This window comes from Leuconostoc sp. XM4 (assembly GCF_055698815.1).
Genome location: NZ_CP134507.1, coordinates 227,445 through 252,022, shown reverse-complemented (window position 1 = coordinate 252,022; position 24,578 = coordinate 227,445). Strand labels below are relative to the sequence as shown.

24 protein-coding genes and 1 tRNA gene are annotated in these 24,578 nt (G+C 37.9%); 4 read left to right on the top strand and 21 right to left on the bottom strand.

Annotation, left to right across the window (positions count from 1 at the left end; all coding sequences use genetic code 11):
* Positions 1 to 97: 97 nt before the first annotated feature.
* Positions 98 to 2,206, bottom strand: a complete 2,109-nt coding sequence (gene metG, locus RHP64_RS01460; protein ID WP_025267722.1) for a methionine--tRNA ligase — start codon at positions 2,204 to 2,206, stop codon at positions 98 to 100.
* A 258-nt stretch (positions 2,207 to 2,464) separates the two neighbouring features.
* Here metG and RHP64_RS01455 point away from each other — a divergent pair, with 258 nt between their 5' ends.
* Both RHP64_RS01455 and RHP64_RS01450 read left to right on the top strand, forming a co-directional pair.
* A complete protein-coding gene (locus RHP64_RS01455; protein ID WP_025267721.1) occupies positions 2,465 to 3,118 on the top strand; it encodes an HD domain-containing protein in 654 nt (217 codons plus the stop codon).
* Between the two features lie 75 nt (positions 3,119 to 3,193).
* Entirely contained in the window at positions 3,194 to 4,063 is an 870-nt protein-coding gene (locus RHP64_RS01450; protein ID WP_025267720.1) for a DNA/RNA non-specific endonuclease, read from the top strand.
* Positions 4,064 to 4,109: 46 nt separating this feature from the next.
* Here the strand turns inward: RHP64_RS01450 and RHP64_RS01445 are convergent, their stop codons facing one another.
* Entirely contained in the window at positions 4,110 to 5,120 is a 1,011-nt protein-coding gene (locus RHP64_RS01445) for an NAD(P)/FAD-dependent oxidoreductase (RefSeq protein ID WP_025267719.1), read from the bottom strand.
* 138 nt (positions 5,121 to 5,258) lie between these two features.
* On the opposite strand from RHP64_RS01445, the gene RHP64_RS01440 reads away from it, so the two are divergent.
* Positions 5,259 to 6,215: a nucleoside hydrolase gene (locus RHP64_RS01440; RefSeq protein WP_025267718.1), complete on the top strand. Its 957-nt coding sequence runs from the start codon at positions 5,259 to 5,261 to the stop codon at positions 6,213 to 6,215.
* Positions 6,216 to 6,294: 79 nt separating this feature from the next.
* Here RHP64_RS01440 and RHP64_RS01435 read toward each other — a convergent pair whose 3' ends face one another.
* The 8 genes from RHP64_RS01435 to RHP64_RS01400 all read right to left on the bottom strand — a co-directional run bounded on the left by RHP64_RS01435 (position 6,295) and on the right by RHP64_RS01400 (position 14,732).
* On the bottom strand, positions 6,295 to 7,536 hold the full coding sequence (locus tag RHP64_RS01435) for a glutamate-5-semialdehyde dehydrogenase (protein WP_025267717.1): 1,242 nt from the start codon (positions 7,534 to 7,536) through the stop codon (positions 6,295 to 6,297).
* 4 nt (positions 7,537 to 7,540) lie between these two features.
* Entirely contained in the window at positions 7,541 to 8,329 is a 789-nt protein-coding gene (proB, locus tag RHP64_RS01430) for a glutamate 5-kinase (protein WP_002815906.1), read from the bottom strand.
* A gap of 69 nt (positions 8,330 to 8,398) precedes the next feature.
* Positions 8,399 to 9,046: a deoxynucleoside kinase gene (locus tag RHP64_RS01425; RefSeq protein WP_002815908.1), complete on the bottom strand. Its 648-nt coding sequence runs from the start codon at positions 9,044 to 9,046 to the stop codon at positions 8,399 to 8,401.
* 98 nt (positions 9,047 to 9,144) lie between these two features.
* Positions 9,145 to 9,918: a M15 family metallopeptidase gene (locus RHP64_RS01420; protein WP_025267716.1), complete on the bottom strand. Its 774-nt coding sequence runs from the start codon at positions 9,916 to 9,918 to the stop codon at positions 9,145 to 9,147.
* A gap of 67 nt (positions 9,919 to 9,985) precedes the next feature.
* A tRNA-Lys gene (locus RHP64_RS01415) sits at positions 9,986 to 10,058 on the bottom strand.
* A 427-nt stretch (positions 10,059 to 10,485) separates the two neighbouring features.
* On the bottom strand, positions 10,486 to 11,352 hold the full coding sequence (locus RHP64_RS01410) for an ROK family protein (protein WP_010292015.1): 867 nt from the start codon (positions 11,350 to 11,352) through the stop codon (positions 10,486 to 10,488).
* A 100-nt stretch (positions 11,353 to 11,452) separates the two neighbouring features.
* Positions 11,453 to 12,718, bottom strand: coding sequence for a glycoside hydrolase family 32 protein (locus RHP64_RS01405; RefSeq protein ID WP_014324237.1), 1,266 nt, complete (start codon positions 12,716 to 12,718; stop codon positions 11,453 to 11,455).
* 52 nt (positions 12,719 to 12,770) lie between these two features.
* Entirely contained in the window at positions 12,771 to 14,732 is a 1,962-nt protein-coding gene (locus RHP64_RS01400) for a sucrose-specific PTS transporter subunit IIBC (protein WP_025267715.1), read from the bottom strand.
* A 159-nt stretch (positions 14,733 to 14,891) separates the two neighbouring features.
* Here RHP64_RS01400 and RHP64_RS01395 point away from each other — a divergent pair, with 159 nt between their 5' ends.
* A complete protein-coding gene (locus RHP64_RS01395; RefSeq protein ID WP_025267714.1) occupies positions 14,892 to 15,857 on the top strand; it encodes a LacI family DNA-binding transcriptional regulator in 966 nt (321 codons plus the stop codon).
* A 346-nt stretch (positions 15,858 to 16,203) separates the two neighbouring features.
* On the opposite strand, the gene RHP64_RS01390 is transcribed toward RHP64_RS01395, so the two are convergent.
* From RHP64_RS01390 to recR, 11 genes are all read right to left on the bottom strand, one after another.
* On the bottom strand, positions 16,204 to 16,371 hold the full coding sequence (locus tag RHP64_RS01390) for a FeoB-associated Cys-rich membrane protein (protein ID WP_071951776.1): 168 nt from the start codon (positions 16,369 to 16,371) through the stop codon (positions 16,204 to 16,206).
* Positions 16,372 to 16,385: 14 nt separating this feature from the next.
* Positions 16,386 to 18,500, bottom strand: a complete 2,115-nt coding sequence (gene feoB / locus RHP64_RS01385; RefSeq protein ID WP_061514757.1) for a ferrous iron transport protein B — start codon at positions 18,498 to 18,500, stop codon at positions 16,386 to 16,388.
* Between the two features lie 3 nt (positions 18,501 to 18,503).
* Complete coding sequence (locus RHP64_RS01380; protein WP_025267712.1) at positions 18,504 to 18,977, bottom strand: FeoA family protein; 474 nt, start codon at positions 18,975 to 18,977, stop codon at positions 18,504 to 18,506.
* Between the two features lie 197 nt (positions 18,978 to 19,174).
* On the bottom strand, positions 19,175 to 20,167 hold the full coding sequence (galE, locus tag RHP64_RS01375; RefSeq protein WP_025267711.1) for a UDP-glucose 4-epimerase GalE: 993 nt from the start codon (positions 20,165 to 20,167) through the stop codon (positions 19,175 to 19,177).
* 28 nt (positions 20,168 to 20,195) lie between these two features.
* The gene (locus RHP64_RS01370) at positions 20,196 to 20,927 is read right to left on the bottom strand and encodes an acyl-[acyl-carrier-protein] thioesterase (RefSeq protein WP_025267710.1); all 732 of its coding nucleotides are present in this window, start codon (positions 20,925 to 20,927) and stop codon (positions 20,196 to 20,198) included.
* A gap of 1 nt (position 20,928) precedes the next feature.
* Positions 20,929 to 21,798 (bottom strand): 16S rRNA (cytidine(1402)-2'-O)-methyltransferase, encoded by an 870-nt coding sequence (gene rsmI, locus RHP64_RS01365; protein ID WP_011679172.1) that lies wholly within the window; start codon positions 21,796 to 21,798, stop codon positions 20,929 to 20,931.
* Position 21,799: 1 nt separating this feature from the next.
* Positions 21,800 to 22,702: a DNA polymerase III subunit delta gene (locus RHP64_RS01360; RefSeq protein ID WP_014324230.1), complete on the bottom strand. Its 903-nt coding sequence runs from the start codon at positions 22,700 to 22,702 to the stop codon at positions 21,800 to 21,802.
* Positions 22,702 to 23,031: a cyclic-di-AMP receptor gene (locus tag RHP64_RS01355; RefSeq protein ID WP_002815926.1), complete on the bottom strand. Its 330-nt coding sequence runs from the start codon at positions 23,029 to 23,031 to the stop codon at positions 22,702 to 22,704. The genes RHP64_RS01360 and RHP64_RS01355 overlap by 1 nt, the downstream gene beginning before the upstream one ends.
* Positions 23,028 to 23,669 carry a dTMP kinase gene (tmk, locus tag RHP64_RS01350; RefSeq protein WP_025267709.1) on the bottom strand — a complete coding sequence of 214 codons (642 nt, stop codon included), beginning with the start codon at positions 23,667 to 23,669 and terminating at the stop codon, positions 23,028 to 23,030. The genes RHP64_RS01355 and tmk overlap by 4 nt, the downstream gene beginning before the upstream one ends.
* A 30-nt stretch (positions 23,670 to 23,699) precedes the next feature.
* The gene (locus tag RHP64_RS01345) at positions 23,700 to 23,960 is read right to left on the bottom strand and encodes a YaaL family protein (protein ID WP_011679170.1); all 261 of its coding nucleotides are present in this window, start codon (positions 23,958 to 23,960) and stop codon (positions 23,700 to 23,702) included.
* Positions 23,957 to 24,562, bottom strand: a complete 606-nt coding sequence (gene recR, locus RHP64_RS01340) for a recombination mediator RecR (protein WP_010280652.1) — start codon at positions 24,560 to 24,562, stop codon at positions 23,957 to 23,959. Before recR ends, RHP64_RS01345 begins: the two co-directional genes overlap by 4 nt.
* Positions 24,563 to 24,578: the final 16 nt, after the last annotated feature.

The window sequence follows — 24,578 nt, the reverse complement described above, 5'->3', positions numbered from 1 at the left end:
ACTATTATCACAATGTTTACTTTATAGTTAATTTTAGTTAACAATTGTCCTTTCGTCAAATCAAATAAAAAAACAACTCCGAAGAGCTGCTCTTTTATTATTCAATTCCTGAACCCGGTTCAATTGAATCCGGCAATATCGTTACAGTAACAATATCATTCTTCTCAGCCGACAAAATCATCCCTTCAGAAAGTTCACCAGCCATTTTTCGTGGCTTCATATTGGCAACAATAGCAACCGTTTTACCCACCAAAGCAGCAGGGTCTGAATACCATTTACGAATACCCGACAAAATTTGGCGTGGCTTCCCTGATCCATCATCAAGCGTAAACTTTAACAATTTTTCAGATTTAGCAACAATTTCTCCTGCCGTAATTTTAGCAGCCAAGATTTCAACTTTATCGAAATCATCATAAGTAATCAAATCCTTAGATGGCGCCACCTGAGCTGCCTCTTTTGCTGCCTCCTTAACCGCACGCCCTTTACCTTTGGTATCTTTTGAAACTAGTCCTGAAATAAAGGCCACTTCTTCTTCAACGTCTTGGCGTGGGAAAATTGGTTCACCCTTCTTGGCAACATGACCGCCAGTTGGTAACTTACTGAAAGTCAAACCTGCAATAGCAACACCTTTGTCAGAATAATCTAATCCTAATTGATCAAAAATCTTCTTTGGTGCTTGTGTTAATACTGGCTGTAACAAAACAGCAGTAACCCGTAATGCACCAGCTAAATGAGCCATTACGCTAGACAAAACTTCCTTTTCATTTTCATCTTTTGCCAACACCCATGGTTGTGTCTCATCAATATACTTATTTGCACGACGGATGATTTTCCAAACACTTTCAAGTGCGTCAGCAGTACGTAATTCTTTAAAGTTTTTGTTGTATTCAACAATGGCATCTTCTACAGTTCGAACCAAGTCTTCATCAAAAGAAGTCTTACCTGTTAGTAGCTCGGGAATAACCCCATCCACATACTTATTAATCATGGCTACTGTACGATTCAACAAATTACCTAAATCATTAGCTAAATCATAGTTAACACGCGCCACAAAATCTTCAGGTGTAAATACACCATCATTACCAAATGGCATTGAACGCAATAAATAATAGCGAACTGCATCTAGACCATAGCGTTCTTCAAGCACTTCAGGATAGATTACATTACCCTTTGATTTAGACATCTTACCGTCTTTCATCACAAGCCAACCATGACCTACAACTGATTTAGGCAACTCTAATCCCAATGCATGCAACATAATTGGCCAATAAATAGTATGGAAACGAACGATTTCTTTTCCAACAAGTTGAACGTTTGCAGGCCAGAACTTATCAAATAGGGTTGTATCGTCCGAATTATAACCTAGAGCAGTAATATAGTTAGCTAATGCGTCAATCCAAACGTAAATCACATGCTTCTCATCCCCTGGTACTGAAATACCCCAGTCAAATGATGTACGTGTTACCGCTAAATCTTCCAGACCTGGTGCAATGAAATTATTAATCATCTCATTCATTCGGGCTTCTGGCTGAATAAACTCTGGATGTGTTTTGTAATAATCAAGTAACCAATCAGCGTATTTACTCATCTTGAAGAAGTATGCTTCTTCTTTAACTAACTCAACTTCATGCCCTGATGGTGCTTTCCCACCAATTACTTTGCCTGCGTCATCACGATAGACTTCGGCTAATTGAGATTCTGTAAAGTACTCTTCATCAGAAACAGAGTACCAACCTTCATACTCACCTTTATAAATATCCCCATTTTCTAGTAATTGCGTAAAGATTTTAGCGACTGCTTTTTCATGGCGATCTTCTGTAGTACGAATAAAATCGTCATATGAAATATCCATTAGCTTCCACAAGTCTTTAATTTGCTTCGCCATACCATCAAGAAAATCTATTTCAGATATACCCGCAGCCTCAGCTTTTTGTTGAATTTTCAATCCATGTTCATCTGTACCTGTTAAAAAATAAACATCTTCACCCAGTAAGCGGTGGTATCGTGCTGCTGCATCAGCGAGCACCGTTGTGTAAGTGTTTCCCAACTGCAACTTACCAGACGGATAGTAAATTGGCGTGGTAATATAAAAGGTCTTATCCTTTTTTACTGAAAATTGCTGTTCTGCCTTTGAAAACTTGTCATAAATGACAGCCGAATCAGTGTGATTTCCGGTATTAAACAAAATATTATTTGGTTCTGACATATGAGTCTTCCTCTTTCTTTAAAACACTCACAATAAAAAGAATCGTCTCTTTCTACGTTAAGCATGATTTTTACCGTATGAGGTAAAGTTATATTAAAATAATTATAACTAAAATCAATAATTTTTCATAGAGACTCAAGTTATTATTTATGATATATTGAAACTTTTACGAATTAATCCAACTTTTAAACGCGATTGCTTATTAATTAGTTTAAACTAATTAATAAGCAATCGAAATAAAACTTAAAGGAAATTAAAATGGATCAACTTGAAATGATTAATCGTTATATGAAAGACGCACTCACTAAAGATAATACTGGACACAGCATTGATCACATTAATCGCGTCCTTGCACTAGCTAACAAGATTCTTGCCCATGAGAAAAAAGCAGATGCTTTTGTTGTACGTGCTGCCGCATTGCTGCATGACGTCTATGATGATAAATTATACGATAGTCAAGAAGATATTCTTGCAGCAAAAAATAATATGATTTCGTTTCTTCTATCTATCGGCGTTCATCCAGAAATGATAGAAGAAATCACCTATATCATCGACAATATGTCTTGGTCTAAGTCACTAGAAGGTGCTCAAGAGCTCAATATCAATGGACAAATTGTACAAGATGCTGATCGTTTAGAGGCTATGGGAGCTATCGCCATCACACGAGCAATTACTTATGGTGCGGTAAAAAATCGTGTATTATATGATCCAGAAATTCAACCACATTTACCACAAAATAAAACTGATTATCGCAATCAAAAAAGTACGACAATTAACCATTTTTATGAAAAATTATTACTTATTCAGGACAAATTAAATACAGACACAGCACGCAAAATTTCTGAAAGTCGTCAACAGTTCATGCTATCATTCTTAGCGCAATTCAAAGCCGAGTGGGAACTGGAACGCTGATTTCTATTATCGTTTTTGTTGATGTTTTGGCGTAGCATAAATGTTATGATATAAGAACTTGAAAGAGAGAGAATCATGGCACGAAAACGCACTTATAGACGCAAAAGCAAACCACAAAATAAGATACTATCCCTTCTGATTCTAGTTGTTGTTGCCGGATTTTATTTGTGGCAAAACTACGAATCGACAAATACTTCTACTGAAACATCTCATCCAACAGTAACTGCCCAATCTGATCAGGCCCTGCTCAACTTAAAATGGGATGGAACGCTAGATGGTGACATCGTTCATGTCAACAACAATAAAGCAACCTTCACAGACGACCAAATGAAAGAAACTTTCCCAAGTCAAGCATCTAAGCTCAATCCAGTTGATGGGTTAAGCCTCTCAGCTCTTGATTCGTTAGGCCGTTCGCAACAAGGAAATTTCGTGGCCAGTAAGTCGGCCATATCAAAAGTTACTAAACGGCCGGATCGTATTCCTTACACTGTCCGCCCATCCGGTTGGTTTATTAACGATCGCTACGATGGTACTAAGTGGGTCGGTGGTTATCATGATAACCCTAACGTTAAATTAGGCAATGGTATGCAAGCGCTTTGGAATAAATCTCACATTGTGGGCTATCAATTTTTCGGGTTACCCACTATGGTCACAGAAAATATGATTACGGGTACACGTGTTGAAAATGCCTATCCAGGTCAGCTCGTCCCTGAAAATGATATTCGCAATGCTATCCAAAACAATCCAACTATTACGGTCCGTGCACAGGTCACGCCACTTTATGTTGGCAACGAACGTCTTGCTCGTGGTGTTCACTATATGGCTAAATCAGTTGAAGACAACGGCAAAACACTGAACTTAAACTATTGGATTTTCAACGTACAGCCAGGTATTCAAATTGATTATGCTACAGGAAAAGCAACTGTTTTAGATTCCGCTAAGTAGCTTTTAAAAAAGTAGTAGATGATATACTCATCTACTACTTTTTTACTTATATAAGTTTTCCATCTTGAATAACCATTGAACTCGAATGGCCGGGGCCACGTCGCTGTGGATCAAAAAATCGAATTGCAGCATTAACTGCTGTTGGCGCTTCACCAAATCCAACAGCAATTAAATCTGCTTTCCCCTCATAATGGCTAGCATCCCCAATAGCAAAAACGCCGGGTATCGTCGTCTGCATTGCTTGGTCGACGGAAAACGCTTGTCCTTCATTTTCTGGTTGTATATCCCAACCATGCACAATTTTATTTTCCGAAATAAAACCATAATTAATAATTAAATCATCAACACAAATATCATTAGTTACCTGATCATTCTTCACTTGCGCTAACGTAATTTTCAATTTACCATCACTTTGTTTTTCAATCTGTGATACTTTTTTCGGCGTTTCTTTGATAACGGATGATTGGCTCAGTTGTTTCACACTTTGCTCCATTGCACGAAATTGATCCCGGCGGTGAATAATTCTTGTAGAATGGGTAAATTCATTAAGCATCGTAGCCATATCAATAGCTGAATCACCACCACCAGCAATCGCTACATCATGGTTATCAAAATCATGTTTATCCGTTACAAAATAGTGAATACCTTGGCCAACCAATTGATCAACGCCGGACACCTGCATCTTGCGTGGTTCAAAAGAGCCTTTACCTGTTGTGATGATGATTGTTTTAGCCTGAAATGACGAACCATTGTTGATGGTCACTGTGAATAAGTCGTTTGTTTTCGTCACATTAGTCACAGTTGTTGAGGTTTTGATATCAATTGGAAATAACTTCATTTGTTCATCCAATGAATCAATCAATGCTGATCCTTTAATTCCTGTGAATCCAGCAACGTCAAGAATTTTTTTCTCAGGATATAACGATGTCACTTGTCCGCCGAGTGTTGCTAAACTTTCAACTAGAACTGCTTTAGTATCACGTAATCCGGCATAGAAAGCTGTAAACATACCAACTGGTCCACCACCTATGATTGCTACATCATATAACTCTGTCATTTAAATATTCTCCGATTTTACTTTATTGCAACGTCATTCTAACATTGCGTTAATTTAAAACAAAAATAGTTTTCGTCCGTTATAATTAATATATATTACAATTTGGAGGAAATGTGCGTCTGCACATAATTACAATTTATGGCTACTAAAAAAATGATTCTTGATCTGGATACTGGCGTGGATGATGCTCTGGCGCTCGCCTACGCTGTAGCTGATCCAAATGTCGATTTGATTGGTATTATCTCTAGTTATGGTAACACACTTGTTGAAACGGCCGCACAAAACTCACTGAATTTATTACATTTACTTGGTGCTGATGATGTCCCTGTATTTATTGGTGCTAGTCATTCAAGTACAACCAATAATTTTGAAGTTATGCCTATTTCACAGCTTATTCACGGTAAAAATGGCGTAGGTGAAATTACCTTAGAAACTTCACCAAGACAAACTGAAACCCAATCAGCTGTTGATTTTTTAATTGAATCGGCTCATCAATATAAAGAAAACCTAATTTTTATTCCAACTGGGCCACTCACCAATTTGGCTGCAGCGATTGAAAAAGATAATGACGTGGCTACCTTGATTGGTAATACAACGCTAATGGGCGGTGCTTTAACTGTACCAGGTAACGTAACGCCTTTTACCGAAGCAAACATTCACCAAGACCCTGAAGCAGCTGACTTTGCTTTCATTCATCAGCAAAACCTAACAATGGTTGGCCTTGATGTTACTCTCCGCACGCTGCTAACGAAAAAAGAAACTGCATCATGGCGTACACTAGGAACCTTAGCCGGAGAAAAATTTGCTGACTTAATGGATTTCTATATTGATGCGTATGCTAACTTAAACATCAATAAAAATGGTGCTGCCCTCCACGATCCACTAGCAGTTGCTGTTGGAATCGATCCTAGCTATGTTACATCAATTGCCTTAGCAATGCGGGTAACATACGATAAAGAGAGTGGCGATTATGGCCGCACAATCGGTGATAAAGAGAAACTTTTGGTTCCAACAACTACTAAAGCTGCTGTTTTAGTTGATTCAAAAAGATTTGTTCATGATTTTCAAAATCTAATGCTAACTGTGCTTCAATAACATAAAAATGATCCACGATACGACACCAAACCTAGTTGTCCGTATCGTGGATCATTTTTTTGGGTCAAAAATACTGTGCTTATTCTCTAATTTGTCCTTCACCGAATACTTCATACTTAATTGTGGTTAACGCACTTAGTCCCATTGGGCCACGCGCATGAAGCTTTTGTGTAGAGATACCAATTTCTGCGCCAAATCCAAATTCAAAACCATCAGTAAATCGGCTTGAAACATTCTGATAAACAACAGCAGCATCAACAGTATTCATAAAATCAGTAACATGATTAAGATCTTCACTGATAATTGTTTCTGAGTGATGGGTTGTGTGGTCATTAATCCAGGTAATTGCTTCATCGTTATTGTGAACAATTTTTATAGCCATAATTAAATCGTTATACTCAGTATCCCAATCTTCAGTACTTGCGCCAATTACTCGACTATCTATACTACGGGCTTTTTGGTCCCCGCGCAACTCTACACCAGCAGCCAATAAATCATCGACAATTTTTGGTAAAAATTCACCCGCAATTGCCTCATGAATTAATAGTTTTTCGGCAGCATTACAAACTGCTGGTTTTTGTGTTTTGGCATTATGAATGACACGAATAGCCTCATCCTGCTTGGCACTCTCGTCCACAAATATATGTGTGTTACCTGCGCCAGTTTCAATAACCGGTACCGTTGCATTTTTTACAACAAAATCAATAAACTGACCTGAACCACGCGGAATTAATACATCAACATAGTCACGCAAATTTAGTAATGTGTTGACTGAATCATGTGTTGTATCCGTGATTAACTGTATTATATCTGGGTTTAAATTGTGTTTACGTAACACATTACGCAAAATATTCGTTAAGATAATATTTGACTCGATAGCCTCTTTACCACCGCGTAAAATAACTGCATTACCTGATTTAAAGGTTAATGCGGCAGCATCTACGGTCACATTCGGGCGCGCCTCAAATATCATCGCCACAACCCCTAGTGGCACTGTTTTTTTAACAATTTTAAATCCTGTATGATTTTTCCAATTGTCATATGGACCTGCCAAAGGATCAGCTAACTTAGCGACCGCTGACAGCGACGCTGCAATACCGCCAATTGTTTTTTGGTCAAGCGTCAATCGATTACGCATTGGCCCCGAGAGCTGCGTAGCCGCGTCCAAATCTTTTTTATTAGCTGCCACAATTTCTTGCCAGTTAGCTACCAAGGCTGACGACATATCCAATAATATTTGATTACGAAGATCTACTGCCAAATTAGCGACATCAGAAGTCACTAATTTGGCACGCTTACCAATTTCTTCCACTGCGTTCATAGACTCATTCTCCTTGAAATAATGTTCCCACCGTTTTACCAGCTATTACTTCTAAAATCAAGGCTGGATTATTACCATTAATTAACACCATTTTACCACCATTTTTCATCACAAATTCACCAGCAGCAAGTTTTGTGCTCATCCCACCTGTTCCTAAACCAGAAGTTGATCCGGTGGCGCTCATACGAATATCATCGGTAATTTTCGTTACCTTATCAATGGCTTGTGCAAATTCATCAATATTAGGATTAGCCGTATACAACGCGTCGACATCGCTCAAAATAATTAATCCATCGGCACCAATTTCACGTGTCACAATAGCAGCTAAGCGGTCATTATCGCCAAATGAATGTTGATGGTCAAGCTCATCAACTGCAATCACATCATTTTCATTAACAATGGGAATGATGTGCTGTGAAAACATCATTTCAATGGCATTCATTGTGTTTTCAAGCATCGCTTTATTGTCGAACACATCATACGTCAATAAAACTTGTCCAATTAATTGTTGATAGAATGCAAAACTTTGATTGTACAATGACATCAAGTATCCCTGACCAATGGCAGCTAATGCTTGCTGTTGTGGAATTTCTTGTGGTCGTTTTTCTAGATTCATCTGATCCAATGCCACACCAATTGCCCCGGATGTAACTAATAAAATTTCGTGACCAGATTTTTGTAAACTGGAAAGTGTTTGTGCCAACCGATTAACGACTGGGTAATTAATTTGCCCATCACGATTAACAATTGTGCTCGTGCCGACTTTAACAACAATTCTATGCCAACTATTCATTATATGTTCCTTAGTTAATTTTAATTATTATATCAAAAAAATCCCTAACTTCAAAAGTTTCGGGATTTCTCAAAATGATAGTACACCAGTTTGTGCTAATTTAGCATCAATCATGTCCAAGACTTTTGCACCTGACTCTTCATTTTCCACAAAATCAAAATGGTCACCATCAATCTGGATTTTTGGTGATCGGTCGTACGCCGCAAACCAATCATCATAACGTGAATTAAGTTCTTTGTAGTAGTCATATAATCCCGGATTTGCTTCAACTTGCTCAAATGAACGACCACGCTTTTTGATTCTTGCGAGCATAGTATCAAAACTAACACGAACATGAATTAATAAATCAGGATCCTTAGACGTTGCACTACCAGGAATTTCAGCCATCATATTATTAACCAATGACTGATATATATCCACCTCAGTTTGCGTTGCGCGATTCAAATCAGCTGTCAATTGGAATAGTAAAGCATCTTCAAAAATAGAACGATCTAAAATATTTTTGGCATCCACTTGGGCTCTTTTTATTTGTTCTAGCCTTTTGTTTAAAAAATAAATTTGTAGCAAAAAACCATATTTTTTAGGGTTTTGGTAAAATAATGGCAAAATTGGGTTATCATCAACACTTTCATAAAACGCCTGTGAATCTAAATGTTTTGCCAACATTTTCGTTAAACTCGTTTTGCCAGCGCCGATGGTGCCTGATAGTACAATCATGCCATTTCTCCTTAGTTTCAAATAAAAATATTACTAATATAGTATATCAAAATTACATTATTCCTGCTGAGCAATTGTTTTGATGGTCAAATATTGTATCATCTACCCGCCTTTTTCAAAGTTTGAATATATTTTTCTAGCGTGAGGTGATGATTAGTAATATATGTTGCATTGGACACACCAACGTATCTAAAGTGCCAAGATTCATAGTCAATCCCCGTCTCCTTTATAGACTGACTATCACTCGGATAACGTAGGATAAATCCATATTCCGGTGCATGTTTTATCAACCACTGCTGTGATTTGAATTTATCCATACCTGCTTCTAAAGAGGGATATGCAGCCAAGGCGTCATTACCTGCTAAATCAACTGCTTGTCCCGTTTGGTGCTCCGAGGACCCTGGCACCTGAATTACGGACTCAGTCAATCTTTTGGCCTCTGTCGCGCTCATCCCATTTGATTCATATTGACTAATTGAATTGTTATACACAGTGGTTTGATATGCAATGGAACGATATCCCGATACTAAGGTTGTCGCGTAACCAGCCTTTTGAGCTGCTGAACGAAAATTTGCAAGGGCTTGTGAGATTCGTTGATCAATTTGTTTACTATCGACAGTAACCTTCGTAAAGTTCAATTCTGTCTGATAGGAATGATTTTTATTGACTAATACTAAATTCCAATCTGTCGTTTTTACACCTTTTGGTAAATCATCTACTTTTTTTACAGAAGACGTTTTAGCGATCTTTCCAGTGTTCTTGATTGGTTGTTTAGTATTAAAAAAACAAATAACAACCACAACAATCAGCATAATAACCAACACAATTAAAAGCAGATGCTTTTTAAGCTTCTTCCCGACATTCCGTTGCATTCTTCCTCTCCTCGATATTTAAAATTAAAATAAAAACCAGCAAACAAAGTTTGCTGGTTTCATATAGTGGTCAGCCAGGGGCTCGAACCCTGGACCCACGGATTAAGAGTCCGTTGCTCTACCAACTGAGCTAGCTGACCATTTTTCGTATTTCACAACATAAAATATATTATCATATTTTTAAATATCGTGCAACATAATATCTAATTATCATAAAAATTCTACTAGAAACACGAAGCCCCGATGAACTAACGCGTTCACCGGGGATATTTATTATGAGAGAGAATATTTGAGAGAGAAGAGAATAGTATATTCGGGAGAGAATATGAGTTATTTATAGTCGCGCGGGAGAACGCGACTTGGCTCCCTTTTGCCGTGAGGCTTCGTGTTTCTGATGTGATGCTCATCAGTTATACCGCTTATACTGTCCAATCCTCCAGATCATAAATTTATCGAATGTTACATTTTAATTCAACTAGGCTTGTTGTTTGAGATAACTTGCTTTGTTGATGTTTATAATATAACGTTCTAAAATTAAACTCACGTAAACTGAGGATAAATTGAAAATTAAAGTAATGTTTTTGCCAAATAGAAGCAACCCAAGATGCCGGCATTATCGCCATTAGCAACGGGTACGATGTATTCATCCAAATCAGGAACTGCTAAATAATCACTCATTTGCTCAGCAAAACTTTCGCGAATTAATGGGAATAAGATTTCACGATGAGGTACACCGCCACCAAAAACAATTTTTTCAGGGCGTAAAATCATTGTATAATCAAGGGCTGCTTGCGCAAGATAGAAGGCTTCAATCTTCCAGGCAACATCATCATCTGGAATTTCCTTCGCACTACGTCCCCAACGCTCTTCAATTGCTGGACCAGCAGCTAAGCCTTCCAAACAATTATCGCCATGGAATGGGCAATGACCTTCATATTTATCAAGAGGATGCTTTTGTAAGAAAATATGCCCTGCTTCAGGATGTCCATATCCAGCAACTAACTTGCCACCAGAGACAATTCCTGCACCTACACCAGTACCAACTGTCAAATAAACCATGTTATTAACATCTTTAGCTGCACCAGTTTCAAACTCAGCCCATCCTGCGCCATTAACGTCAGTAGTCCAATAGTAAGGAATATCACGCCAGTCTTTCATTGCACCCAGAAAATCATATCCTGACCACCCGCGTTTTGGTGTATCTAGAACGTGACCATATGTTGTTGATCCCTCTACAATGTCAATTGGTCCAAAAGCTGCAATACCAATTGCGTCAATGTCGTCAAACTTATCAAAAAAAGCGATGACTTGCTCTACTGTTTTTTGACCATCAAGTGTAGGGAATGATGTTCTCTCAACAATATTATAATCGTGATCCGCAACAGCGACCACAAACTTCGTTCCACCTGCTTCAATTGCTCCTAATAAACCCATGATTTAATTGCTCCTTTTTCACGAAATCATCGTGTTTGTGTTAGACGTTAACCAGTTACTACAATTACATTGTAATCGTTTACACAAATATTTTCAATGCTTAAAAATAACGTGCCGTCATGACTGATTGATTATTGTTTGTAAACACTTCAATAATGTCTGTGTCAACAATTAATAATGTGTGATTAATATCTCCTACAACCAGCCTTTTTTCAATTTCACCATTTTCCCACTGCCGACGTGATAATATAAGTTGATTTTTGTTTCGAACTAAAGTCATATTTTCACCAAAAGATAATGTCCAATTGTCGTGAGAATCAATTGTATATTGACCTACATTAACAGCACCAAAGTTCGTCAAAGGTTTTGTATGCAAAATTTCTGAAATAGGTGTCTGTGTCAAAAGATTGTCCGACGTCACGTGTAATTCGCGTGGAATCGTTAACACATGAACCCAATTGTTGCTAGCAATCGTTGGAGTCGAAGCTTCACGTTCTGGTGTCATCATACCAGCCCATCCCCACATTATTTTACGGCCCTCATTGGTATGCATGGTTTGTGGCGCATAAAATTCAAATCCCTTGTCAACTTCTTTAAAGGAAGTTTCTGGTTTAAAATGCAACGTCTCTTCATCAAAAGTACCGACAACATAACCTGTGTTATGAATGTTTTGATAGCGATAGTTCTCTTCATCCGCTGGTAATCCTTGCGGTGAAAACATTAAAATTTGCTTACCATCTATCTCAATTAAATCTGGACATTCAATCATATAGCCACGAATATCAGTTAATTCACCTTCAATTAACGAACCATGTAATTGCCACTGACTAAAGTTTTCCGATTCATAAATAAGAATGTCACCTATATTTTCATTTGATCGTGCACCTACCATCAAATAGTATCGCCCGTTTCTCCCCTGCCAAACTTTAGGATCTCTAACATCTTTTGTAAAACCTTCTGGATGAGGGAATAGTTCACCAAGTTTTTCAAAGTGAATCCCATCCTCACTAACGGCCCACATTTGATGAGACGCCACACTTCGGCCAGATTCATCGCGAACATTACCTGTATAGAAGACATATAACTTATCATCTTTAACAAATGCTGTACCAGAATATATTCCAGCTGAGTCCATGTCTGGAAGTGAAGGCTTTAAAGCTGTTTCTAAACGAGTCCATGTTTTCAAGTCGTTTGAAACAAAATGTCCCCATTCCTTATATTTGTGGTTACAAGCATGTGGATTCCATTGGAAAAACACATGATATTGTCCTTTAAAATATATAAGTCCATTTGGATCATTCAATAATCCTTGTGTGGGATATAAATGATATTTTTCAAAATGATTGATGTCATCTTTAATAAGCATGAATTATTTTAGTTGCGTATTCTTGATAAATACGTTTTCCCCTTTTTTGTATTTATGCTGGCGCACCAACAGCTGAATCACTAGTTTTTGGTATGGCCGTTATAATCTGATGGCCTGCTTGGATATCATTATCGAAAGCTTCATCTACCGCAACATCATTAAATGCTTTTGTGTTCGTGATAATGACCATAGTTGTAACAGGATATCCAGCTTTTTTGATAGTATTCGTATCAAAGGTACCTAATTTATCACCTTTTTTAACTTTTTGTCCTTGCGTTACAAAGCTTTCAAATCCCTGACCTTCAAGATTAACCGTATCTAAGCCAATATGAATTAATATCTCAACCCCATCATCCGTCGTCAATCCATAGGCATGTTTTGTTTGATAAGCTACTGTAATTTCACCATCGGCCGGCGCGTAAATCGTACCATCACTCGGTTCGATTGCTACACCCTTGCCCATCATTCCAGTTGAGAAAACATTATCTGGGACATCGGCTAACTGTATTAAATGACCTGAAACAGGTGCATCAACCTCAAAACCTGCTTCATGTTCAGTAACTACTGGATTTGCTGGTTTATTACCCGACTTAGAAACTGGCATGTGTGAACGACCGTAAGCTAGGGTTGCTGTAAAAGCAATCACGAATGATAACGCAATGGCGATGAAGAATCCTACCCATTTGTTAGCTGGAATAGCAATAAAGCCAATTATACCAGCTGGTCCCAGCGACGATGACATCACTTGGAACAATCCCATTACTAAGCTTGAAATTCCTGCTGATCCCAGAGCGATGAAAAATGGAAACTTATATTTTAAGTTAACACCAAACATTGCTGGTTCAGTAATACCCAGCATGGCTGAAGCACCTGATGATGAAGCCAATGCCCGTACTTTTTCATCCCCTTTGCTTAAGAAATAAATAGCAAATGTTGCAGCTCCTTGTGCCACGTTAGATGCAGCGGCAATAGGGAAAATGAAATCACCACCTGTTTTAGCAACATCTGCCAACAACTGTGTTTCGATTGCCGGAAAACTCTGATGTAAACCAGTAATAACAATAGCAGAGTAGAATGTACCAAAGACCCCGTAACCAATAAAGCCAAACGTCGTAACCAACCATGTCAAGCTATCAGTAATACCATTAGAGACAATTCGTAATACCGGACCCACAACAATAAATGTGATAAACCCAGTTAATATGATAGACAACATCGGTGTAAACGTAAAGTCAATAGCACCTTTCAAGTGCTTATGGAAAAACTTTTCCAAGTTAGCTAAGATGAATGCCACACCGATCACCGGTAACACTTGACCTTGATAACCAGCTTGCGCAACTGACAAACCAAACAAGTCCCATGTTGGCATCTTCCCAGTGGCAACCGCTTCGGCAACATTATATCCGTTGACTAAACTAGGCATAACTAACATCATACCAGCAGCTGCTCCGAGAATTTCGTTTCCTCCAAAACGTCTTGTTGCTGTAATTCCTATCAAAATCGGCAAGAATGCAAACGGTGCAGAAGCCATCAGATTGATCATTTCTGCTAAACCTGTGATTTGCGGAAACATTTCAACCAAAGATTTGGCGCCAAACATTCCCTCACCAGTTAGAATGTTATTCAATGCCATCAACAGACCGCCGGCAACCAGAGCTGGAATCAAAGGAACAAATATATCTGACAATACTTTAACCAAATCCATCAAAGGATTTCTTTTTCCTGATTGTGCTGCAATTTTTTTCAAATCGGCAGTTGAAGCTTGCTCAACACCGGTAATTTTAACAAATTCATCGTAAACACCATTAACATCGCCTGGTCCAACAATAATTTGATATTGTCCGTTAGCGTTAAATGTTCCTTTAAGATCGGAATCGTTGTCCAAGGCATCCTGATCGATCTTTTTAACATCTTTGATCACCAATCGTAAACGCGTAGCACAATGTGCAGCGGCTACAATATTGTCCTTGCCGACAGCATCGGCAATACGCTTTGCTACTTTATTATGATCCATTTTGCTGCTCCTCTAAATTTCTTTAAGTTTTTTGGAACCGTTTCCATTTATTTATAAACTAATTGTAACCGCTTTCAAAAATAATTGCAACCTCCTTTTTAAGTTAAATATTACAAGTTAATGACAACGCTTTCATTGCGTTCATGGTAATATGTGTCTATGGAAAAAAAATTGACAATAACTGATATTGCTAATATGGCTCAAGTAGCAAAAAGCACTGTCTCCCGCTATTTGAATGGCGGACCGGTCAGTGCTAAAACACGTGAAAAAATAAACAAAGTTGTTACCGAAAATAATTACCAGCCCAATACCTTTGCGCAAAGTTTAAAACAGAAAGTCAATCACACGATAGGTGTGATTGTGCCTCGGATCGATTCATCCGCCCAAGTTGAAATGCTCCGTGGGCTAGATGATGCAAACGAAAATGATACTTTCTTGATCGTCAATACCTATCAATCGACTAAACGTGAGCTCGCTGCTATTGAAAAATTACGTACACAAAATGTTGGTGGCTTGATTGTTTTAACAGCTAATTTAAACGACGAGTTACGTAACGCATTAACTGAATTTGATGCACCAGTAGTTATTCAAGGACAAGAAGAACCTAACTTTCATCGCGTAGTCATGAACGATCTGCAAGCCGGAACTGTTGTCGGTGAATTTGCTGCATCACTGCATCCTCAAAATACTTTACTGTTAAAAATTGATGAAACAATGGATTGGGCCATTGGTCATGATCGTTTTCTCAATATTAGAAAAAAACTGTCAACTAGCAAGGTGACTGTCGTTGATTCAAAGTTCAGCATAGCAGAAGCAAAAGTAGCCGCACAACAAGCGATGCAGTCCCAAAATTTTGATTTAATTATTGGCGCGACTGATCGCATCACAATCGGTGCTCTTCAAGCTGGTTTAGCAGCTGGACAAAATGCCCAATATATTGGATTTGGTAGATCCGATTTAAGTACGACCGTTACACCAAACTTAACTAGCTTTGAATATGATTTTTACCAAACTGGGAAAAAAATTTATGAACTGTTTTGTACTGTACGCGATACCAACCCATCTAACACTATACGTACTGTGTTAGATGGTGAACTCGTTGTGCGTGATTCAACAGAGAAATAATCATTTAATGTTCACTTTATCTTCAGTTTACATGAATTTAATTTTAGAACGTTATATTATAAACATCAACAAAGCAAGTTATCTCAAACAACAAGCCTAGTTGAATTAAAATATAACAAATAAAAAATCTAAATTTTTGGAGGACTAAAATATATAAGCAGTATGACTGATGGCGATCACATCAGAAACACGAAACCCCATGGTAAAAGGGAGCCAAGTCGCGCTCTCCCCGCGACTATAAATAAACTTATATTCTCTCCCGAATATACTATTCTCTTCTCTCTCAAATATTCTCTCATAATAAAAAATCCCCGATGAACGCGTTAGTTCATCGGGGTTTCGTGTTTTAATGATTGCTTTTTTTGTTTCTTAACATTTTTGATTGATCGGCAAGCGGACAACCAATGTCGACACAATCATGACAACTACCACTAGCATTTTTCTTAAAAAATTTATTGTATATGACCAACGCAAACAAGATAAAAATAATAGCAGCTATGATAAATGTTGACATATTGACTGACCTTTCTAATACAATTCTAGTTGTTGCGGGCGCTCACGTTTGATAAAAATACCATATAGCATCAACCCAATAGCGATGAACGATAACGCAACAAAGTACACCGAAACATTACCTTGAATGATTTCACTCACTTGAAAAATACTGAGCGCACACATATAAGCCACAACGGTTTGATAGATTACCGCGCGCCAAGTCCAAAGTGCATCACCAAATTCTTTATACATAGCACCGATGGCAGCAAAACAAGGTGCACATAATAAGTTAAAGACAAGAAACGAATAACCCGCCATGGGGGAATAAGTTTGTCTTAAGGTGCTCATAAATGAGGCAGTGCTTGATGAACCAAAAGTAATGTTTAATGTGCTAACACAATTTTCCTTAGCAATTAGACCAGCAATCACTGCAACGGTCGCATGCCAGTCACCAAATCCTAATGGTGCAAAAATAGGTGCTATAACCATACCTATGTCTCTTAAGATACTGTCGTTTTGATCGACCATTTGAAAGTGAAAATTGAAATTGGACAAAAACCAGATGGCAACACATGACGCAAAAATTATAGTCCCTGCTTTTTTGATAAAGGCATGTGCTTTAATCCACACACTGTGGCTAACGTTACCAATACTAGGCAAATGATAAGCAGGCAGTTCCATTACAAATGGCGTTGGCGGTTCTGAAAAGAGCTTTGTTTTTTTCAAAAAAATACCTGAGCCAACAACTGTCAAAATACTAATAAAATAAGAGGTTGGTGCTACCCATGAATTTTCTGGAAAAAATGTTCCGCTAACTAAGGCAATCACGGTTAACTTAGCTGAACATGGCATAAAAGTCGTTAACATAATTGTCATACGACGATCACTTTTACTTTCAATCGTTCGTGTCGACATGATGCCTGGTACACCACAGCCTGTTGAAATTAACATGGGGATGAATGATTTCCCTGAAAGATTAAAACGATGAAAAATGCGGTCCATAACAAACGCAATTCGCGCCATGTAACCACAGTCTTCTAGAATACTTAAGCACAAAAAGAGCATCATAATTTGTGGTAAGAAACCTAACACAGACCCAATACCATTAATAAGACCGTCAATAATTAAACTCTTCAACCATACTGAAACATGCAAATACGTTAAAATTGCATTAGCACTATTCGGAATAAAGTCCCCAAATAATACATCATTCACCCAATCACTTCCTATTGTTCCAATGGTTTGGATCGATAAGAAATACACAATCCACATGACAAATATAAAAATAGGTAATGCAAGAATCCGGTTAGTGACTACCATATCAACACGATCACTCATACTCATTGAAAAATCACTTGTTCGTACTACACACATGTTTATGATGCGTTCTATATAGTCATAGCGTGCATTAACAACTATGCTATCACTGTCATCATTAAATAATTTTTCTGCCGTATCAATTATATTGTCAATTTCAGTTTGCTGCTGTGCCGTTAATTTTAAATTTCCAACTGCTTCATCACGCTCAAAGAGCTTAATCGCATACCATCGCAACTGATCTGCTTCGATAATGCCATCAATCTGTTCTTCAATCATGGATAATGCCGATTCCAACCGCTTATCATAAACTGGATGTGGATAGGTTTGTGGCTGGTCAGTGTTAGCAATAACCTGTTTAGTCAGCTGATTGATATTTTTCTTTTTTAACGCACTAATACTAACAACCGGTACATTAAGCAAATAAGATAATTTTTTGGTATCAATTCGATATTGCCTTTGCTTTACTAGTAAATCCAACATATTCAAAGCCAAAATAATTGGGACACCAGTTTCCATTAATTGCAAACTAAAATAAAGATTACGTTCAATATTTGTAGCATCGAGCACATTGATGATCTGTTCAGGTTTATCATTAATTAAAAAGTTACGAGTGATTACTTCCTCTGGACTATATGCTGATAAGGAATAAGTTCCAGGTAAATCTTGAATAATGATGTCAGGATTATTTTTTAAACGACCTGATTTTTTTTCAACTGTAACGCCTGGCCAATTCCCAATGTGTTGATGCGAACCTGTTAATAAATTAAAGAGTGTTGTTTTCCCACTGTTTGGGTTACCTGCTAAGGCTACTGTACATTGTTTATTCATAGACTAAATCTCTGTTAATACTACTAGTTGTGCGTCACTTTTTCTTAAGCTTAACTTATAGCCCCTGACAACCAACTCTATCGGGTCTCCTAAAGGCGCTACACGGTCAATTTTAACAACGGTATTTTTTGTAATGCCCATATCCATCAAGCGCTTACGCAATGCTTTATTACCAAGTATTTTGGCTACTACGCCTGGTTTATTGATGGGCATATCGGATAACGTTTTAAAATGATCCGTGGTAATTTCACTGACTGGTGCTACACTAATTTGATTAGCAATATCATTGCTCACCGCTAAACGCTGCCCTTGAAAATAGATAATCAACCCTGAAGTATGATCAGGCAAAGAAATTACTTCAATACTTTTCCCCGCTTTAATCCCTATCTCTGCTAGTCGTTTGGTTAAGCGCCGGCTACCAGTCAATTCTCTAATGATGTAAGTCCCTTTTCCAGCTATTTCAGATAACATTTGCATATTTATTTCTCGTTTATCTTTAAATTGTAATTTTTTACGTACTTACAAGTATATTACTTCCTTTTAGATTAATCAATCATTAATTTTAAATTACAATAAACTCATCTTATTTTCGAATAAATAAAAAAATCCTATCAAGGAAGATTCTAAATAACTTAGAATCACTTCTCTTGATAGGATTATATTTAAGAATTATGTTACTTGTCATTATATCCTGATGGATGGTTTTTGTGCCAATTCCAGGCTGTTTTGATAATATCTTGTACATTATCATACTTAGGAGCCCAGCCAAGCACATCACGTGCTTTGTCTGAATTAGCAATCAGAATATCGGGGTCACCAGCTCGGCGGGGACCAATCTTGGCGGGAATATCAACACCAGTAGCTGATCTAGCTGCTTCTACCATTTCTTTAACAGAGAATCCAGTAGCAGATCCCAAGTTAAATTGGTTTGAATCGTTTCCATCGGCTAAATACTTCAATGCCAAAATATGAGCATCAGCCAAATCCAACACATGGACATAATCACGAACATTGAAACCGTCAGGAGTATTGTAATCATCACCAAACATCTCAATATATTCACGTTGACCTAAACCGGCTTGCAAAATAATTGGTACTAAATGTGTTTCAGGCGCGTGATCTTCTCCAATTGTACCATCTTCGGCAGCACCAGCTACGTTAAAGTAGCGCAATGCAACCCACTTAACACCATCCGCTTGATCAGACCAAGCCATGATTTTTTCCATCATTAACTTTGACTCACCATAAGGATTAATTGGTCGTTGCGGATCTGTTTCTTTAATAGGAATATTAATAGGATTACCATAAGTAGCTGCCGTTGACGAGAACACAATTTGTTTAACATCGTGTTCTTTCATCACTTCTAGCAAAGTAATCATACCACTAGTATTATTATCAAAGTACTTTAGTGGGTTTGCTACAGATTCTGGAACAATTGAAAAGGCTGCAAAGTGAACAACTTGTTCGATATTTTCTTTGTCAAACACTTCCGACAATGCTGTCTTATCACGAATATCAACTTGATAAAATTTTGCTTTTGGATTAACCGCTTCGCGGTGCCCCGTAAACAATGCATCAACAACAACGACGTCGCGATCCGCTTCTATCAAACGCTTAACCATGTGTGAACCAATATAACCGGCTCCACCAAGAACTAAAATAGCCATATCTTTTTTTCCTCTACACACTATTATATCAAATTTTCCGCCACTTGAACTCTGCTTCTGCACTTATTACATTTTCCATCATAATGCGATGTTTGGATTTATTATCATTTTGAACTACTTGCGATAAAATCGTGTGTCCAAGCCGAATTTCATTTTCGAATTTTAGATTAATGTATGTGATTTCATGGGTTAACAAATACTCTGGTGCGATAACGTCCTGCATCCATTCAAAATACTTCGAGTTGTTCACATGCTTATTACCATCAATATCTAAGTATCGCACATGATAGTCCCTTTCAGTATATTGATCATCATCTGAAAACTTCTCAGGATTAGGGATTCGTGAAATTTGCTTAACTCTTTTGGCATCATACTGATCAATTATATCTTGTGGTAAACGTGCCATGCGACGATTTGTCATATCTATCATAGTCCAAATAGAATCAACACGAATAATTTCATTATCATTTTCATCTAAAAAGACGAATGGTCGACGAACAAAAAAAGGATTGTATTGTGTAGCAAAGGTCTGAATACGAATTATTTCACCAATTTTAGGACGTCGCTTAATTATTACTTCATATTGTAAGATGATCCAGCCAAGGCCACGACCTACATGGAAGTCCTGCCCCACGCCAAGTTCATCACTCTGACATTTAGACGCTAAGACAGCATAATTTAAAATCATTGGTAAAGATAATTTTTGTGTTGTATCAGCTTCATAATATTCAACACGTCTTTTTATTTCATACTTTTTCATACTACTCTATCTCGTGATAGTCCGCATATACTGCTTGTCTATCAAGGCCTCGTTCCTTTGCTATTTGTTTTATTGCTGCGTTAGGCTTTAAGCCCTTTTTAATCAGTGCTGATACTGCTTCTTGGACAGTCAGTGCAATACTGTTATCTGGTTCAGAAATTTCTCCATGAAAGCCATCAATCATTACTACAAACTCACCACGAATTTCATTTGATTGCGACCACGAAACTAGTTCATCAATAGTTCCACGAATAAATTCTTCATAGCGTTTTGTTAGCTCTCGTGCTAAAACAATACGACGCTCATCACCCATTACTTTTTGGATATTTACTAGAGTTTGCTTTAATCGATGTGGTGATTCATAAAAAATGACTGTATCCCGCATCGTGGATAACTGCTGTAATTCTGCCAATTGTTCACTATTTTTACGTTGTAAGAACCCATAAAAATAAAACGGTTGCGGCACTAAACCACTGGCAATCAATGCTGTCACACCAGCCGTTGCACCAGGAATCGGTACGACGGCTAAGTTTTCAGCCACAGCTGCCGCAACTAATTCTTTACCTGGGTCAGAAATAGAAGGCATCCCCGCATCACTAACTTGTGCTACATTTTTTCCATTTCGTAAATCTGCAATAAGGCCAGGGATTTTCGCCTGCCAATTGTGTTCATGGAAACTAGTTTGTTTTGTCGTGATTGCAAAATGATTTAGTAACTGTTGTGTGTGGCGTGTATCTTCAGCAGCAATTATATCTACATCGCGCAATGTATCAATAGCTCTTGGCGACATATCTTGCAAATTACCAATAGGTGTTGGAACTAAAAAAAGTGTTCCTGTCTCTTGATTTTCAAAACTTTTTTGTTGCTGCATTTTATTCCCCCAGAGCGATTATGACGTCTAGTGTCATTTTTTCTAACCGTGCTTGTAACGATAGGTTCACTTTACGCAATTTATCGTCAGCAAATACTTCATCACTTGCTTTAACCAATCGATACATATCATAGCGCTGTCGTAATGTTTTATATAGCCCAATTAGATTGGGAAAAGCTAATCGTTCATCGGGAATCTGGCCATAAACAATTGTATCTCTGGCCAACTCATGTAACCAATTTAAAAATAACTGCTGTTGCTTCGTGTCGTTTAATTGACTAATAATCTTTGTCTGCACAAATGCAAATGCTTCAATTCGTCTCTGCATCATAAGCTCAAACCATTTAAACAATACTAATTGGGTCTGCTTTTGCCAATCACCGTCCATTAAATCATCATCATCACTGGCAATAGCTGATGCTAACTGAACTACTTGCGCGCGCGATCTAATCGTCGGTAAAACATCGGACATGTTTTCCGTAAGCATCATAATTAATTGTGGTCCAGCAGGCTCCTCAATGAATTTTAACAAGGAATTTGCTGCGCTTGCTGTGAGTGTTTCAACCGCATCTAAAATAAATATTTTCCGTGGACTTTCAGTGGCTGTTGTTACAAATTCAGGTGTTAAATCACGAATTTGAGCCACTTTTAGTGAAGTAGCTGGCGGAATAGGCGCTGTGATATGTACGTCTGGATGTTCATTCTCAGTAATTCGTAAGGCATTGCGTTCATCAGCATGAACAACTTGCCAAGCTATATAACGCGAAAAAGCCAGTTTTGCGGACTGGCTTGGACCAACAAACAAATATAAATGACTCAACTTATCTTGTTGCAGTAAATCATTAAAATGAGCGAGTTGCGCTGGATAATTTTTTTGTGCAATTGTTGCAAAATCTGGTAACATCAGAACTGTTCAAATGAATCAATACTCTGAGTAAATACCGTCGCACCACCAACTTCAATTTCAATTGGATAAGCACCCGCGTGGTCACCACTAGCATCCAGGCTGATAGGTGGCACCATAAATTGCTTACGTTTCTGTGAAACCTTTTTAATAATTTCCATAACATCTGGTACTCGTTCATCTTCAATGGCAATCATAAACGTTGTGTTTCCTGATCTTAAGAAACCACCTGATGTGGCTAAACGTGTCGCACGAATATTTGCCTTCACAAAAGCATTACTGAGTTTTGTTGTATCTTTATCTTGCACAATTGCTGTAACTAATTTCATGATTTGTCCTCCAGAATTTGGTTGATGAGTATCCGCGTGTCATCAATGACTTTGTTAAGTGGTTGCGTAGCATCTACTATCTTAATTCTATCAGAAAATTCACTTTGAAGTTTTAAATATGTCTCTCGAACCTTCTGATGAAAGGAAATACTCTCTTTATCTAGTCGATCAATTTTACCCTGACGATTCTCATTTACGCGTGCCAAACCAATTTCAACAGGCACATCAAGATAAATTGTCATATCGGGCAATAGACCATCAATTGCGAATTGATTAATTTCCCAAATATTGTCGATCCCTAGGCCACGACCGCCCCCTTGATAAGCAAGTGAGCTATCAACATAGCGGTCAGATATCACAATTTTGTTTTGATCTAATGCTGGTTTAATATTTTCCACGAGATGTTGACGTCGAGCAGCTGTATATAAGAGCGCCTCAGTTCGTTTATCCATGCCATTATCTTCTTCTGGCTGTAAAATCGATCTAATTGCTTCAGAAATTGGATTCCCACCTGGCTCACGTGTAGTTACCAAATTATCGCCAAGTTTAGTTTTTAGTTCTGAAATCAATGCCTCAAGAACACTTGTTTTTCCAGCGCCCTCAGGTCCTTCGAATGATATAAATATTGGTTTTGGCATAACAGTCCTTATGAGTAATTTGTCTAATGATTAAATACGATCTGTTTTTAAAACATGGGTTTGCATGTGCCCAACTGTTTTACGACGACGTGCTTCACGATATAAATAATTAAATTTAGCACGTGCCAGTGCCGTTTGCGCTTGTATGAGCCGTAAATTTACTTGACCATCAAGTAATGCTGCTTCAGAGTTTCTTGCCGTATCCCAGTCAATTTTTGCTTTATCAATTTGAAATACAAGTGCTCTATCATACTCTTTGCGCAATCCAGTTTTTTTCTTGCCAAATATCATAATTTTGTCCGTCCTTGTACTGCTTTAATGAGTGTTAGTTCATCAGCATAATCAATATCAGATCCAACAGCTAAACCATGTGCTAAACGGGTAACTGCGATACCAGCCGGTTTCAGTAAACGTGCTAAATACATAGCAGTAGCTTCTCCTTCAGCATTCGCGTTAGTGCCGACAATTACTTCTTTAATTTCTTCATGCTCAGACAAACGTCGAATCAAACTTGGTAAATTAATATCCTCTGGTCCTGTTCCTGCGCTAGGAGAAATAACACCATTTAAAACATGATATAGGCCGTGATAATCTCGCGTATTCTCCATCGCCATTACATCACGTGAATTTTCGACAACAAAAACAGTTGACTGATCACGTGATTGATCGCGACAAATAACGCATGGATCGGTATCAGTTGCAGTAATATTACCACAAATAGAGCAGAAAGTTAAATCAGTTTTTGCGGAAATCAATGCCTTAGAAAAATCCTGCACATCTTCTTCATTCATACCTAATGTATAAAAAGCTAGCCTTGTGGCCGTTTTGGGACCAATGCCAGGTAACTTCGTGTAACTATCTATTAATTTAGCGATAGGTTCAGGGTATTGCATATTTTCAAAATGCCTC